Origin of the sequence: Bacillus massiliglaciei (genome assembly GCF_900098925.1) — a bacterium.
Classification (GTDB): Bacteria; Bacillota; Bacilli; order Bacillales; family DSM-1321; genus Peribacillus; species Peribacillus massiliglaciei.
Genome location: NZ_LT622359.1, coordinates 416169 through 432929, shown reverse-complemented (window position 1 = coordinate 432929; position 16761 = coordinate 416169). Strand labels below are relative to the sequence as shown.

9 protein-coding genes are annotated in these 16761 nt (G+C 42.3%); 3 read left to right on the top strand and 6 right to left on the bottom strand.

Going from position 1 to position 16761, the window contains the following annotated elements; translation table 11 throughout:
* Nucleotides 1-91: 91 nt before the first annotated feature.
* Nucleotides 92-1555, bottom strand: coding sequence for a magnesium transporter CorA family protein (locus BQ4305_RS14055; protein WP_110928362.1), 1464 nt, complete (start codon nt 1553-1555; stop codon nt 92-94).
* A gap of 652 nt (nt 1556-2207) precedes the next feature.
* On the bottom strand, nt 2208-2537 hold the full coding sequence (locus BQ4305_RS14050; protein WP_199880693.1) for a hypothetical protein: 330 nt from the start codon (nt 2535-2537) through the stop codon (nt 2208-2210).
* Nucleotides 2538-3116: 579 nt separating this feature from the next.
* Here BQ4305_RS14050 and BQ4305_RS14045 point away from each other — a divergent pair.
* From BQ4305_RS14045 to BQ4305_RS14035, 3 genes are all read left to right on the top strand, one after another.
* On the top strand, nt 3117-4013 hold the full coding sequence (locus tag BQ4305_RS14045) for a helix-turn-helix domain-containing protein (RefSeq protein ID WP_110928360.1): 897 nt from the start codon (nt 3117-3119) through the stop codon (nt 4011-4013).
* A 407-nt stretch (nt 4014-4420) separates the two neighbouring features.
* The gene (locus BQ4305_RS14040) at nt 4421-6040 is read left to right on the top strand and encodes a hypothetical protein (protein ID WP_110928359.1); all 1620 of its coding nucleotides are present in this window, start codon (nt 4421-4423) and stop codon (nt 6038-6040) included.
* Nucleotides 6033-8981, top strand: a complete 2949-nt coding sequence (locus BQ4305_RS14035) for a DEAD/DEAH box helicase (RefSeq protein ID WP_234396965.1) — start codon at nt 6033-6035, stop codon at nt 8979-8981. The genes BQ4305_RS14040 and BQ4305_RS14035 overlap by 8 nt, the downstream gene beginning before the upstream one ends.
* Nucleotides 8982-9086: 105 nt before the next feature.
* Here BQ4305_RS14035 and BQ4305_RS22090 read toward each other — a convergent pair whose 3' ends face one another.
* From BQ4305_RS22090 to BQ4305_RS14015, 4 genes are all read right to left on the bottom strand, one after another.
* The gene (locus BQ4305_RS22090; RefSeq protein WP_324611587.1) at nt 9087-12821 is read right to left on the bottom strand and encodes a S8 family serine peptidase; all 3735 of its coding nucleotides are present in this window, start codon (nt 12819-12821) and stop codon (nt 9087-9089) included.
* Nucleotides 12822-13081: 260 nt separating this feature from the next.
* Nucleotides 13082-13984, bottom strand: coding sequence for an ABC transporter permease (locus tag BQ4305_RS14025; protein ID WP_110928358.1), 903 nt, complete (start codon nt 13982-13984; stop codon nt 13082-13084).
* Between the two features lie 12 nt (nt 13985-13996).
* The gene (locus BQ4305_RS14020; RefSeq protein ID WP_110928357.1) at nt 13997-15001 is read right to left on the bottom strand and encodes an ABC transporter permease; all 1005 of its coding nucleotides are present in this window, start codon (nt 14999-15001) and stop codon (nt 13997-13999) included.
* Nucleotides 15002-15111: 110 nt separating this feature from the next.
* The gene (locus BQ4305_RS14015) at nt 15112-16719 is read right to left on the bottom strand and encodes an ABC transporter substrate-binding protein (RefSeq protein WP_110928356.1); all 1608 of its coding nucleotides are present in this window, start codon (nt 16717-16719) and stop codon (nt 15112-15114) included.
* Nucleotides 16720-16761: the final 42 nt, after the last annotated feature.

The window sequence follows — 16761 nt, the reverse complement described above, 5'->3', positions numbered from 1 at the left end:
GGCAAATGAAATCACTTATTCTAACATTTTCTCGAATAAAACGACAATTTCCCCATTAAAAATGCCCCGCCATCCAAGAACGGGACACATCTTATAAAATTTGTTTTTTGCGGGATTTCTTCTCGACCATCCAGTCTTTCAAAAATATGAGACCAAGAATGAGTGATACGGCCACACCTGTGGTAGTGACCAATACCGCAATCCACTCAAACACGGAGTAATCATTCATTTTGGCCCAATCCATCTTGCCTTTCCAATCCTCAATGACAAGATTCATCCCAAAAATACCCGAAATCGTAGTAAAAATCGTTAAAATTTGCAGCAAATAGTTCATACTCTTCCCGGATATGTTATTTTGATTTTGATAAAGGAAGGTAAGCGTTTCCTTTACATCCCGGTAAAGTTCATCAATCAGAAAGGTTGCTTTCAATTTGCTGAATATCTCTTTCCCCGAGGCCGTGCTGTTGACTTCCGGTATGTAGTATTTTGCTGTGAACTGAGTAATCATCAAAATCAGACGTTCTGTACTCCTTTTTCCCTTCTCTATTTCAATTTGAGAATGGTCATGCGAAAGTTTCAATAAAATGATTTTATAATAATAAAAAAGCAGAACGGAGTAGAAATATTCACCATATAAACGACCTGCCAGATTTTGCTCCTTCTTCCCTTCTGCTTTGGTGAGGCAGGAAAAATGATATTCACTCATGATGATATACGTCTCATCTGCCCAGCGGTCGTACACAATATTCTCACAGTACCGATCTATATATCGCTGGTTCCTTGCACCTTCATATTTCTCGTCATCCACTCTATGCCCCTCGAGATCTGCTGCCCGGTAAAGTTCCATTTTTGATATGTAACTGTCTGAATCGAGATTGATATAACTGATGACATACATCCTTTCATCGACGAAAAAAGGAAGACTCCCAAAATAAGAAGGATCTAACTCCGGATCATCTTCTAAATAGGCATCGATCGGCGGAAGCAGTTTTTTAAAAATAAATTTCTTTACTTCCTCATATGTTTCCCCGCCTGCCATCACTTCGATTTGCTCTTCATCTTCCGTAATCGGCTCTAATACCCGAAAAATGTCACCGAAAGACACGGCATCCAGATAAGAAATATTTTCCGGAAGACGGACGCGGATGTTCACCATACCGATCCGGAATGGGCAGAGGAAAACATCAGTGGATTCTATAAAAAAAGGAGTATCAAGCTGTGAAGAAGTCAAACGGCATTCCAATTCAAATTTCTTGGAAAATCTGCGAATCCCTTCCTTATCATGCTGTGAGCCAGGGAATAACAAGGGTTCAATATTCGGCATAAAAGATTTTTCGAGCTTCCTGTGCGAAACTTTGTCTCCTCCGTAGAAGGCCTGCTGAAGGTCCAAATCTTTAAAATCGAAAAAGATAAAGTTTTCCTTCCGTAATTTTCCCGTTAATTTTTCAATGTCTTCTTTATCATCCAGCATAAACGGAAAAAGAAATTGGAATTTGGCACGTTTAACTGTATGGTCATGGGTCTGTGCTTGCAGCTTTTCACCTGTGCCGCTCATGAGCCCACCCTCCCTGCATTATTATTACTTTATTATTCCCCTCAGCCTAAAAAAGCAAACGAACCGTCTTAACTAAAAAAATCCCGCTGGCAAATGCCGGCGGGCCATCGAAGAGGTGTTGGGTAATACCTCTTCACTGCAGGTAACTAGTAACTAAGGGTCTTCATGAAAATCAGGAAATACGAGAAACCGTTATGGTTTAATTCCGTAAACTCCAATGAAGTTCTTCTACAGCCGATAAGCCGTATAAGAATACATTTATTTAATCATGTTTTCCATAGCTAATAAACTCGTAAGAATTGCGTTTCTAAAGGTTTTCAGCGATAATAGACAGCCATTTATGATGAAGAGCAGGTTTTTTGCAAAAAAATATAACTCTAAGCATATTTTACATAAAAAAAATAAATGAAAGATGTTTGATCAGTTAAAAAAGGGGTACTAGTTAAACAGAATATGCAGCAAAGGAGCCATTCACAATCATGAGAGCAGCCACTGCGGAAAGTTCGAGAAAGACTATTTTTCGAGATACACAAAAATCTAATAACCTAACGGACCGTCAGCGAATGAGTGACTTTATCAGAAGAAAACGCTTATCCGCTAAAAAGCAAGGATAAGACCCGTGACTGTGTATCGGTCATGGGTCTTTTGACATTTAATTTACCTGTCCGAATTCTTTGCCGTATACATCACTGATACATCGCTGAATGCCGATTATGTTCATAAAATGCTGGATTTTTTTCATAGTCAAAGCCTTATACTCATCCATAATGGAGAATTTTTTTATATAGGCTATTTTTTCACAGGAGCTTGGGGCTGAATACAATGCTGACTGATCAGGTCCTGTATACTTTGTATCATTGCATGTATAGATAACTGCTTCACCAATCTTATTCGCTTCCTCACTGAAGGAGAACGAAAAAACAATCGCACATTCCTCGTCATAAAAAGAGGGTATTACTTTCATAGAAACGTTTTCCATCATCTCACACCTCTCTGATTTGATACATTTACTATATCAAATAAAAGCGCTCTGCCTGCGCGGCTGTAAGCGGCTCCATTTCCTGAAAAAACTGAACATTTATCCCTTCAGCTCACGAAACTTTACCTATTATAACTAAAGGAATATGCTTAAAAGAATAAGGAAGCCAATAGATGTAAAGAGGGTACGAAAAAGTCTGCCGCAAGAAGAATCCTCGTGGGGCAGACTTAATCTTTTTGTATAAAATCTGAAAGAGAAACGATAAAATCAGTAGACAGACGGCAGCTCATATACACTTGGCAATTCTGCAGGAGACACGCCGCCAATTAAGACTAAACCAGCAACTAAAAGAAATGAAACAACGAAACCTTTGACATTTTTTTTCATAGGTACATCCTCCTTTTTTCTTTTATAAATATTGGTTTTGATAGAAATAAATTCTATAGTTATATTTAAACATACAATGTTAGGCCGTGTTTTTACGGCTATCTTTCTAAGCCGTGTCCAAATACTTTCATTACCTTACCATGCTCTGCTTCTCCGATAAAAATATAACTATAGGAATATTAAGGAGAGAACCATATGGACTTTTCAGCCGTCGGAAAAAAAATAAAAGAATTACGGAAACAGGCAGGTCTTTCACAGGGTGAGCTCGCCGAAGGAATCTGTACACAGGCCCAAATCAGCAAGATCGAAAAGGGCGATGTTTATCCTTATGCTTCCACGCTCTATCTGATCTCTCAGAAGCTGGGGGTAGATGTGAACTACTTCTTCGATATCGGAATGACACCAAGACTGGATTATGTAGAAGAAGTGTTCAATCAGCTTAAATTGGCGCGGAGGAATATGAATTACGAAGATATCCGGGATATTGTAAAAGTGGAAGAAAAGAATCCCCTGTTTCTGCAAAATAATAAGAACTATCAGATCCTGCTTTGGCATAAAGCCATTTATGAATATGAAATGAAGAAAAATGTAGATAAAGCACTCTCCCTGTTGGATGAAGCAATATCTCTCACTAAGTCCTCCGAGAAATTATATTCGGAAAGAGAGATTGAATTATTGCTTACCAGAGGGGTTTTCTATTTTGAAGAAAAAAGATATGCGGAAGCACTGGCTGCCTATAAAGATGCTCTTCATCATTTAAAAGTCCTTCCCTTCCTGAATGATAAATCAATCAGGGCCCGGCTTTTTTATAACACCGCACGTGTCCTCACAAGGCTTTTAAAATACGAGGAATCCATACAGTACTGCTATGATGCCATAAAATGGTGTCTGCGGGAGGATCATCTCTATTTGCTTGCTGAACTGCATTACCAGCTTGGCTACAATCTCGAATTGCTAGGGAATTATACGGAAGCAAAAAATTATTTATCCAAAGCTCTCTTCCTTTTTGAGCTTCAGAAAAACTACCGATTTACTGCATTTATTAAACAAAAACTTAAATCTTGGGAAATTGAAGATCAAATCCATTCATAAGCCACTCCCTGCTCGTCAAAGGGATGGCTATTTATTATGTCTCCCTCCTGCTCTCTCAATAGATTCCCTCCTTCCTGCAAAAAAAGCAAATCGATGCTTACACCGTTTTTTCCAATCCATGCTTGGAGCTAAATTTTATTCGCAAAATGCAGTATAATAAATAGATGAGTATTTTTAGCCCGGGTCAGCCGGCCGTGTTTCAAGAGATCACCTGTTTTAAGACCGTCCATTATAGACGATATTGATGGTATGCAGGTTATCGGTCAGGAACCACGGGACCAAAAGCAATGAACTAACTTAACTGCCTCTAACAAAATGCCACTTGAATTGAATCATAATGAAGCATGCGAAAAAAGCCTTTGGTTTTTATATAAAGCAAACTGAACCACGAACAGGAGGCGTTAGATATGGAAGCCAATTTAGTATACGCAGAAGAATGGAAATCCTTTTTTAATCCTGAAGACCAAACCGATGCCGACATGGTACAGGCAGCCTTAGAGCTTTATTTTCAGGAATTAGTTTATGATAAAAAAAGGGAAGACGGTTTTGATTATATAACAGCTACGGTACAGGATATTCAGCCCTATCAGGTTACGATTGATATTACATCCCCTCTGGGCGGCAGCTGCTCTGGTAATGAAACAGGTATCTGCAGGCATCAGCTTGCTTTATTCTTTTCTGTTTACAGTGAACAGGCTAGTGTTTTTAAATGGGTAAATGACTGGAAAATCAGCCGTTCATCAGAAAATGCTCTGCCTGCTGATTTAGGAATCAAGCGGGCCAGTGAGATCTTAAAGGAACAAACAGAGGAAAAAACTGCACTTGGAAGGGATTACTCTTCCTGGAAATCATTTGTCCGCCGTACATTTGAAGAGCAGATTACTCCAAAGATCAATCTGCCGGTATATTTGCTGGAAGATCACCTGAGAAGCTATTTTAAAAAGCTGCAGTCCAAGGCTCCCATGGAGACTGAATGGCGGAGCCTCTATCAGTTCACTACCCTTTTCTGCACCTTCCTGGAAACGGCCAAACTGATTCAATTGCATGATAAGGAGCCGCAGAGTGTGCGTTTCTTTTATTCCCTTGCCAATGACCTTGCGGATGAAGCGCACGAACTGATTCGCGGCCTTAGCCGGCAGGCAAGACCGTTTGCCTTTGATCCATTTGTTTCAAGTATTAAAGATGATGTCGCTCAGCTCCTTCAAGGGGAAGACGGCCTTGAATATGAGCGGGTAGATTTATACCGCGAGCTATGGAGCTATCTTTTTACAAAGCCGGAATGGCGCGGTCAAGAACTGGAAAGAATCCTTAACCAGCGTTCCAAACAATATCCCGGCACCGTTATTAGAAATTCCCATACACTTGCAGCGATCCATCTGTTTTTATTAGAAGGCCAGGACGCGCAAGCCATTGAACTGCTTAAAGAGCTGCCAGAGGATCATTGCCCGTATATATTTTATTGGCTGAATTTCCTTGAAGAATCCCGGACTATTCCATTCATTGAATATATCAACAGCCATATCAAAGCTTATTTGGCCCGAATGACGGATTACTATAAGCGCGTTGATTTTGTCAGAACCTTCACCAGCCCTGTCACCAGCATTTCTTATAAACTGAAACGAACTGATTTGCTGGATAAATTCTATAAAGCAGCTCTGCCGCACAGTTACTGGAATTATGCAAATTTCCTATTTGAACAGAGACAGTATAAAAAGTGGGTGGAAATGCATATATTTTCGGAAATCAGTATTGATTTAATCAGCAATGATTCCATCAAAACCATTGTCTCCGAACAGCCTGAGCTGATTCTTCCGCTGTATTATCATGCTGTACAGGAAAAAGTATCACTGAAGAACCGCCCTGCATACAAGCAGGCTGTCCGATATCTGAAAAAAATGCGCACCATTCATAAGAAGCTGAAAGAAGAAGAAAAATTCGAGAAATATCTGGAGTATGTAACCGATTCAACTAAGCGGCTGCGTGCATTTCAAGAAGAATTAAAAAGGGGAAAGCTAATCGATGTTTAATCCAGGGAAACTCCAAACCAAAATCGCCATGATGGATAACGGGCAGTACCGCCTCTCTATCATTGATGAAACAGGCCGGCATTTACATTCAACCTATGTCCGCAGGCTGCTTTTCAATTGGGATGACACCAGTTACTATGGAACAAAATTAACGATCGACACGGTGGACGGCCAAGCATTTTTCACGGTCGACGCATGGGGTCTGCTTACCTTATTTGCCAAAGAAAGCTTCAACTCCTTCGTTGATTGGGAATGGTCTGAGCTTTCCTCTGTATGTCTTGCAGCTGCTCCTGTTCTACATGAATCCATTGAAAACGGGATTACAATCCCTGATTTCTCGAGCCTTCAGCAAAATAAACTGGCCTGGGAACTCCCTGAAGAGGTAGAGGAAGAATTTCTCCACTCTTTTTGGGAAGAGCCCGTAATCCCTGACTTTGATCAATCCCATTCCATGACAAATAGGACTTTTGTACAAAAATGGTATAACGATGCGGCCAATATGTATATGCAGAAATATTCTCCTACAGGGAAGCACTGGACGGAAGCCACAGAAGCGCTCAGGGACAGCCGTCTTTCACCCGAAGAACTGCAGGCCTATTTTGACCGGGAAAGCTGGCGTACCTGGATCGGTCTCGAGGAGGATAAAAAGCCCTTCTCCGTCGGTCTTCGCCTTACTGAACCGCCGGAAGGAATCGGCCCATGGAAGCTGGAGGTCATCCTCCGTTCCAAAAAGGACGAAAATATTTTGGAAACCTTCACCTCCAAACGGCTTCCGAGGGGCTGGAATAAATTCCGTCCTGAGGTCGATACATTTATCCAGCGCTTGCTCAAGTTAATTCCCTGGCTGGAAGAAGACGGAAAAGTAAAGCAGAATTTAAATGAAATGGAAGCATGGGACTTCCTGACAGAGGCAAGCGAAAAGTTGCTATTCCTTGGTATGGAAATTCTGCTGCCGTCTTGGTGGATGGCTTTAAAGGAATCCTCCTTAAAAGTGAAAGCAAAAGTGAAAAACCAGAGCACCCGCGGTCCTGCTTACGTCGGATTGCAGGCCTTAATGGATTTCGATTGGCGTTTTTCGGTGAATGGCGAGGAGCTCTCCGAAGCAGAATTTGAAAAGCTTGTAGACGAGAAGCGAAGATTGATTTATGTTCGCGGACAATGGGTAAAGCTCGATCCTGCCTTTATCAAACAAATCCAGGAAATGATGGAGACCGCAAACGAAAAAGGTCTGATGCTCACGGACCTGCTTCAGCAGGAATTCCTGCAAGGTTCTGAGGAGACGGAAGAGGAAGACGAAGATGCGAATGAGCTTCTCCGCATTCAGTTTGAATTAAACCAGGAACTCCGCAAAATGGTGGGCCGGCTTCGAGAAACAAAAAATATTCCGATTGTTCCTGTCCCGGCTTCTCTGCAGGGCGATCTCCGGCCTTATCAGAAACTTGGCGTCAGCTGGCTTCTTTTCCTTCGTGATCACGGTTTTGGAGCTTGTCTTGCGGATGATATGGGTCTTGGAAAAACCATTCAAGTTATCACGTACCTGCTCCATATCAAACAGACAGAATGGGCAAAACCAAGTGCCTCCGGTGATGGAAGGACAGAGAAGAAGACTCTGATACGGAAAGAGAATAGGGATGCCCTCGAAGCAGACGTCCATACTTCGGAACCTTCCGAAAATCAGGCAGCCTTAATTGTCTGCCCTACTTCTGTCCTTGGCAATTGGCAAAAAGAACTGGAAAAATTCGCACCAGACCTGAATGTTCTGCTTCACTATGGCAATAACCGCGCCAAAGGAGAGCGTTTTAAAGAAGCCCTTGAAGGATATGATGTTGTGCTGACTTCCTACGGCCTGACCCATCAGGATCAGACAGAACTCTTATCTCAAAAATGGAGTTCTATTATCCTTGATGAAGCTCAAAATATAAAAAATTCTCAAACAAAGCAATCCCGTGCGGTCCGCAAACTGCAGGGACGCCATCATGTAGCTCTGACCGGCACTCCTATGGAGAACCGTCTCAGCGAGCTTTGGGCCATCTTTGATTTCATTAATAAAGGGTACCTTGGAACACTTGGGCAATTCCAAGAAAAATATGTGGCTACGATTGAACGGGAAGAGCAAAAGGATAAAATCAAGGAACTGCAGCGGCTGATACAGCCATTCTTACTGCGCCGCACCAAGCAGGATCAAGAAGTCGCCTTGAATTTACCGGCTAAGCAGGAACAGAAAGAGTTTGTCCCGCTTACATCTGAACAGGCCTCTCTTTATGAACAGCTGATTAAAGATACGTTTGCGGATATTGAGCAGCTTTCTTCCTTCGAACGAAAGGGAATCATTTTGCAGATGCTGAATAAACTCAAACAGCTTTGCAATCACCCTTCCCTATACTTAAAAGAAACAGATTCTCCCTTATCAAAAGCGGCCGGCCGGTCAGGTAAACTCGAGAAGCTTTTGGAATTAATTGACAGTGTGCAGGAACAAAAGGAAAGCTGCCTGATTTTCACACAATATATCGGAATGGGTGAAATGATTAAAGAGCTTCTCGAAAATCGATATAAAATTTCTGTTCCATTTTTGAATGGGAGCGCCAATAAAAAACAGCGTGATGAGATGATTGAGAAATTCCAAAACGGAGAGTTCCCTATTTTCATCCTTTCCTTAAAAGCCGGCGGCACCGGCTTGAATTTGACAGCCGCCAACCATGTGATACATTATGACCGCTGGTGGAATCCGGCTGTTGAAAACCAGGCTACTGACCGTGCCTACCGAATTGGTCAAAAACGGTTTGTTCATGTCCATAAATTGATTTGTACCGGTACATTAGAAGAGAAAATTGACCAGATGATTGATAAAAAGCAGGCACTGAATGATGAGATTATCAGCGGAGAGAATTGGATTACAGAGCTTTCCACCGATGAAATCAAAGAACTCGTTTCCCTTCAATAAATGGATGTCCGGTTAGACAAAAAAGCAGCTGCCCAAAAGTGTGGCGGTCTCAAAAAGTCAAATTGAACTTTTTGGGATCCATACCAATGGGAGCTGCTTTTTCTGTTATTTTGCCTTAATGGCAATCTTTTTCTTGGTTTGATTTCCTGCAAGATCGGTAACTAGGATTTCAAATTGATTCTTTCCAGGTTTTATAGGCAATTCAACGTTTTTGATTGTTTTACTGAACCCTCTCATTTCATAAGGTTCTTTAAAGGCTTGGCTGAACACTTCACTGCCGTTAACATACACTCGGATTTCATCAAAATTATCCTGTACCTTCATGTTTACTTTAGCTGTTCCATCCTCGGCGCTGACCTTTTGAGGGATATTACTTATGATCAGCCTTGGTTTTTCAGAATCCACCATAATGGTTCTTTTAAATGTGCTGGTATTATTTTTTTTATCCACAGCTGTCACTGTGAAGCCTTGCACTCCATCCGTAAATGTTTGCTTATGGGTAAAAACATAGCGCTTTTGCCCTTCATCATAATTTGTTTTCACTTTCTTTCCGTCAATCTTAAACTCTTTCAAACCAGATGGTTCTTCAATATAGCCTGTAATTTCCACTTTCTTTTTATTGGTTATACTTAAGGTTTTAGGTGCTGTAATATGGACTGCAGGACCGGCTGTATCCGCTTCTTCTGCTCCCTCATCCATATTTACCTTCACCGATGTTTCATTGCCCGCAAAATCTGCAGCAATGACTTGTACTTTCCTGCCCTCGATTTCTTTTAAACTATATTCCTTTATTTTAGGAGAGAGCGGCTCTGTCAAAATTGATTTGCCGTCCACTTCAATATCATAATAGGCAATTCCTGAGCCTCCTGCATTATCTGTTCCTTTTATTTCAAGCATATCGCCTTGTTTCACTGCTTTTAAAGAAGGGGCAGCAGTATCAACCTTCACAGGAAATTTATAAGTCTGCCATTCTGCACCATCATAATCAAGTAAAGCTCTGATTTCATAATAATAGTACCCGTCTTTGGCCGTTTGATTATTGATTTTCCCATCCCATCTGCTGTTCTCCAGAATGCTGTAGTAACTGCCTCTTCCTTCATCATAATAATCCTTGGTAACAAACTGGTCGGTCCTAATTTTTCTTAATGAGCGTCCCGCCGCATCCAAAATACTGTACTCAACACTTTCTGCATTTCTTAGGAAAGACATGACCGGAATCAGATCGTCCTGCACTCCGTCATTATTCGGAGAAATGGCAATGAACTTGCTGTTGAACGTCTGGGCAACCGGATCATAGCCAAGATAATCGAAAGTATTTGTATCAATGGTCGTGACCATACCACCCATTCCATAGAACGACTCTTTATCATATTTGGTTTCGTCTAGAATTGGAGCTTTATCCCATTTCCCTTTGAAACCTTCATAGGGAACATTTAGTTCTGGATTTGTGTCAGCCGGGTCGGTTAACGTAACATATCCTTCAACAAAGTAGCCATTTGGGAAAACAGAGTCAATTGGAACCTGGGTTTCTAAATCATCCCCAAGAACTTTTGCTTTTGACAGGTCGACATCCACTTTGAACGTGACTGACCCATTTGCCGGAACCTCAATCGTTTTTTTATCAGAGCCATTGATTTGAATCGTGGCACCGATAATTTTTTGTGCCTCCAATTCATTAGCTAAATAGCCCAATTGTCCTTCGATGGCAAAATCCGTTTGTACGTTTCCAGCTACATCGTATTCCACTGGTTTGCCGCTGAGGTTTTCAGCCTTCAAGGTAAAGCTGAACGTATTTCCCACTTCTTTTAAAGCTACTTTTGCTTCCTTTTTATCAGCCTCTGTAACGACAACAGGAGTTGAAAGGGCCGAGTGCAGCTGCATCACACCGGCTCCCTGCCGGCGAGGAGAATAGGGGATGTCCCATTCTAAGGCTTCATTCACGATTCCCTTATCAATCAGCGGCTGGGAGGTATTCATCATAAGGTTTTTAGCTAAATTTACGCGATCGAAGCCTTCCAGCTTAAATTCTTGATCTGCTCTTTCCAGCACCAGCGCTGCTCCTCCGGAAACATGCGGAGCCGCCATAGATGTCCCGCTCATCATGCCATACTTGTCATCATTGAGCGTTGAATAAATCTGACCGCCGGGTGCCGTGATCTCCGGCTTGAAGTCCAAGTTAGGTGCTGTTCCCCATGAAGTGAACGAACTCATTTTCCCAGCTTCCGGGTTAGCCGCCTTCGTCTTCTCTCCATTGAAGGTTACCGTAACTTTCTCACCGGCAGCTAAGGCCTGCTGCAGCTGATCTCCGTCTGCCTTCAGCATGAAAAGCTGCGGAATCACGATATTTGGATCAGTGACCATCGATATAAATCCATCAGCATTATTGTAAATGATGACACCTGCTGCTCCTGCTGCCTGAGCATTCAGGGCTTTTTCTGTAAATGCGAGAGTGCCCCGCTGAATTAAAGCAAACTTCCCTTTGACATTAGCCTGTTCCAGCTCTTCAGGTGTACCTATGCCTGCATAGGCCAGTTCATAGACCTTTTCCTCCAAGGAATTAGGATGCACACTGCTTGCAGACATATAAGGGGCTTTAGACGTCTCTCCGTTAACAGTGTATGTAACAGCATCCAAATCCAAAAAGCTGTTTTCAAGGGAGGCTACCTGCAAAGAATCGTAGGCAAGTCCGGGAGTGCCCGCTACACCTATATCTGGATTTTCTGTATCCGGGTTTGCAAATCCGTTTCCAAAATGCGCTGAATTCCCAGAGGAAATCGACATTAATATCCCATTATCAACAGCCCTTGCAACAGCCTGCTGTTCAGGATCTTCAGGTGATACAAATCCTGCTGTGGAGCCCAAGCTCATATTCAGTACATCTGCACCGAGTACAATGGCCTCATCGATTGCCTTAATATAGATATCTCCCCATGTTGTCTGCTCATCCTGATCATTCCCGAATACCTTCAGGGCAAGGAGCTGGGCCTCAGGTGCGACACCTTTGATGCCCCCGTTTTCTTCATCTCCGTTGGCAGCTACCGTTCCGCCAACATGCATTCCATGCATAGAAGCGCCTTCTCCCAAATCCAGAATTTCTTCATTATCATCCATATAGTTATATCCATATGGCACTTTGTCGGTATAATAGTTTCCTCTCAGGCCGTCTGTTTCCTTCAAGGCATACACTTCACTCTCAGTCAGCTCAGCTTCCTCTTCATTACTTAATACCATATCCCTGTGAGAAGGGTCGATTCCTGTATCAATAATCCCGACAACCATCCCTTCCCCTGTATACCCATAATCTCTCCATGCCTCCTGTGCCTGCACCAGTTCTTTGCTATAGATCATATCCGGCTTATCCTTAGGACGCTCATATTCATTTACAATATGTACGGCAGAGACCTCAGGGATCGATTCAATCTCAACAATTTTTCCATATTTCATTTCAGCACTGAAACCATTAACTACAGTTGTAAAGTTCTCAAGCTCTTTAAACCCGATTTTCTTTTCTTTTACTTTCGCTTTTACTTTTTTCTGTCTTTCCAGCTTTTGTGCTTTTAATTCTTTTTTCTTTGCTTTCGGTAAATCCTTATACCGCTTGCCCTTTTTAGTTGCATATTCTATTGCCGGGGCCTCCTGCAGTTCTACCACAACCCGGACCTCATCATCACTCTTATACTTTTTGTCCAGCTCTTCTTTCTTTAGCTGAGTGATCTTACTGTTTTTCTTTCCCGCGTCCGTACTGCCAGTTGGTTCTTTAGAAAGCGGAGCAGCTGCGGAAACGCTTGCCGTAAATACGAGCATAATGATGGCGAAAATAGACAAGCTGCGTTTAAACAAGGATTTTTCCTCCCTTTCAATGTTTGAATTTTTAGAATTATTTACCTATAATTAAAAATACCACAATTTACCTGAAATGTTTAAGGACAAAAAGTCCCTGCCCCTCTTATAATCTACTAGGCTAAATCTATTATTTTTCTATAAAAACCTCTGCTGATAGACCCATAGCAAAGAGGCCTGCTGAACATCAGCAGGCCTCAGAGTATGATGGAATAGATAAAAGAGAGTCTTTCTCTTCTCTTTTCAACGGCAATGCCATTTTAATTTTTCATTCGAGGGTCAAGTGCGTCACGCAGCCCATCTCCCATTAGGTTAAAGCCTAAAACGGTCAGCATGATCGCCAGTCCCGGAAAAAGCACAGTCCAAGGTGCTTCAATGATAAATTCCCGAGAATCTGCCAGCATTTTCCCCCATTCCGGTGTAGGAGGCTGTGCTCCGAGCCCCAGGAAACCAAGTGCTGCGCATTCAATAATGGCGGTAGCGATCGCCAAGGTGCCTTGAACAATGATAGGGGCAAGACTGTTAGGAAGAATATGATGGACAAGAATTCGTGCATCAGTCATCCCAATCGCCTTCGCTGCGGTTACGAATTCCTCTTCTTTAACAGATAATACTCTTGAACGGAGCAGCCTTCCAAAAGTAGGAACATTAATAATTGCAATGGCAATCAATGCATTTCTTAACGACGGTCCCAAGACAGCAACAACGGCAATCGCCAGCAGGATGCTTGGAAAAGCCAGGATAATATCAAAAATCCGGGAAATGACTGTATCTATGATTTTGCCATAGTATCCGGCAATAATCCCCAGGAATGATCCCACTACGACCGACCCTGCAACAGATAAAAAACCAACCCATAATGAAAGCCGCGAACCATAGATAATTCGGCTTAATATATCACGGCCAAATTCATCCGTTCCAAACCAATGGTCAGCAGATGGGGCAAGATGCTTCTCACTGAGCTTCTGCACATCATATGGATGCGGGGCAATCAATGGAGCAAAAATAGCCAACAGGATAAAAAACAGGACAATGCAAAGCCCAACCAGCGCTATCTTGTTTTTCTTGAAATTTTTCCATCCCTCTTTCCATGGCGATACGGCCTTTTCCTCTGCCGCTTGAGGAGGTATGAGCGGCGGTGTATTCGTTACAACTTCAGGCATACTTTCCCCTCCTTATTTATACTTAATCCTTGGATCGATAGCTGCATACAGCAAGTCAACAATCAAGTTAATCATGACAAATAAAAATGCAATAACCAAAATCCCAGACTGAATGACGGGATAATCCCGATAATTGATTGCTTCATAAATATAAGTTCCGATTCCCGGCCAGCCAAAAATCGTCTCCGTCAGGATCGCCCCGCCCAGCAGCAGTCCAGTTTGAAGACCGATGACTGTGACAACAGGGATTAAAGCATTTCTGAGGGAATGCTTATACACAACCCAGAACATCTTCATTCCTTTGGCACGGGCAGTCCTTATAAAATCAGAACGCATAACTTCAAGCATCGATGATCGAGTCATTCGGGCAATAATGGCCATTGGAATCGTCGCCAAAGCGATACCGGGCAAGATTAGATGCTTAATCACTTCAAAAAATTGATCAACGCGCCCATTTACCAGGGTGTCTATTAAATATAGACCGGTCACCGCTGCTACAGGATCCCGGATATTATCCCGGCCTGTTGTCGGAAGCAAGTCCCAGTGAATTGCAACCAAGTATTGTTCCATCAGCCCCAGCCAAAAGATTGGCATGGACACGCCGATTAAAGCGATGATCATGGCCGCATAATCAAACCAGGAATTTTGGAACCAGGCTGAAATGATGCCCGCATTGACGCCAATTACGATAGCTATTATCATCGCAACGAGAGCCAGCTCCAATGTAGCGGCCAAATAGGGCCATATTTCATCAGTAATTGGTGTTCTCGTTTTCAATGACACTCCCAGGTCTCCTGTCAGAAGTCCTTTTAAATAAGATCCAAATTGAATGAACCACGGCTGATCAAGCCCCAGCTCCTTAGTCATTGCTGCTACTGCTTCTTTTGTGGCTTGCTGTCCTAAAATAATTTGGGCAGGATTACCGGGTATTGCCCGAATCATCATAAACACGATAAATGCCATCCCTAATAAGACAGGGACTAGTGAGCCTAAACGCCGTATTGTATAAGAAAACAAAAGACCTTCACCTGCTTTCTGTCAAAACATATAATGCATGATTCTTTAGTGTTCAAAAAGGAATAACAAACGGGAAGCATGGATGGAGCCATACTCCCCGTTTGTATAAATTAATTATCTAAAGAAGTATTTTCAAAGGATTGCGAACCTTTTGGATGCGGCACAAATCCTTTCACAGCTTTAGATCCAGCCAGCTGAGGCTTAGAATATACAAGCGGAACCCAAGGTGCTTCATCATGAATGATTACTTGTGCTTCTTCATAAAGCTTATTGCGTTCTTCTTCATCCGGTGTTGACTGGGCTTTAATCAATAGATCATGAACCTCGTCATTGGCATAGCGTGCATAGTTATTCGAACCAATGTTATCTTTATCAAGCAGCGTATAAATGAAGTTGTCAGCATCTCCATTGTCACCAGTCCAGCCCATCATAAATGATTGAGCTTCTCCTGCCTGAACTTTTTCTAGATATGCTCCCCATTCAAATGTTTTGATTTCTGCATTGATATTTACTTGTTTCAAGCTTGCCTGAATCGCTTCAGCTACTTTTTGTCCATTTGGCATATATGGACGAGGGACCGGCATAGCCCAAAGCTCCATATCAAAACCATCTTCGTAACCTGCTTTCTTCAGCAGTTCTTTTGCCTTTTCAACATCGTAATCATAATCTTCTATACTATCATTGAATCCGCTGATAGAAGGCGGGATCGGGTTCTTCGCAGGGTCTGCAGTCCCTTCGAAGAAGGTATCAATGATTTCTTGCTTATTAATCAAATGAGAAACAGCTTGCCGCACCTCTTTATTATTAAACGGTTCCTTTTCAACATTGAAACCAAGGTAGCCAACGTTCATGGACGGACGTTCAATTAATTGAAGATCGCTGTCCCCTTTGACCTTGCTGATATCACTTGGATTTAATCCATCCATCAAGTCAATTTCCCCTTTGATCAATGCATTCAGGCGGGCTGAGTTATCTTTAATAACTTTGAACGTAACACCGTCTAATTTCGGATAGCCCTCTCTCCAGTAATCTTCATTCTTCACTACTTCGATGGTATCGCCTTGTTTCCATGACTTAAACTTAAATGGTCCCGTTCCCACCGGCTCTTTCGTAAACTTCTCTGCATCTTTTTCAAATGCTGTCGGACTTCCGATTGCAAACGGGCTCATCGCCAAATTTTTCAGGAATGGAGCTTGAGGACGCGTCAAAGTAAATACTACTGTATTTTCATCTGTCGCTTTTACCTCTTTGATTACATGCCCTTCATCTCCTTCAAAACCGCCAAACATCGATGGATAATAAGCAAATTTTGCTTCATCATGGCTCTTTGCCCAACGCTGGAAGTTCTTCACGACTGCCTCTGCGTTGAAATCCGTGCCATCATGAAATTTCACTCCTTGACGCAAATGGAATGTATACGTTTTATTATCATCTGAAATCTCCCACTTTTCAGCAAGTCCTTCCGTAATTTCCATGCTGTCTTCCTCATAATTTACAAGGGTATCCATAATTTGTTCTGTGACAATGAAAGATTCCCCATCTGTTACAGTGGCTGGATCCAGTCCGACCGCATCGCCGCCTTTACCATAAATTAAAACTCCGCCGCCTTTTTCACTGCTCTTGCCGCCGCTCCCTCCTGTTTCGGAAGACGAACAGCCGGCCAACGCAAGCGAAATGGCAAGGATACTCGTTAATAATAACGATAATGTCTTTTTCAAAGCATTTCCCCCTAATTATTCAAATTTATGTATACATCACTT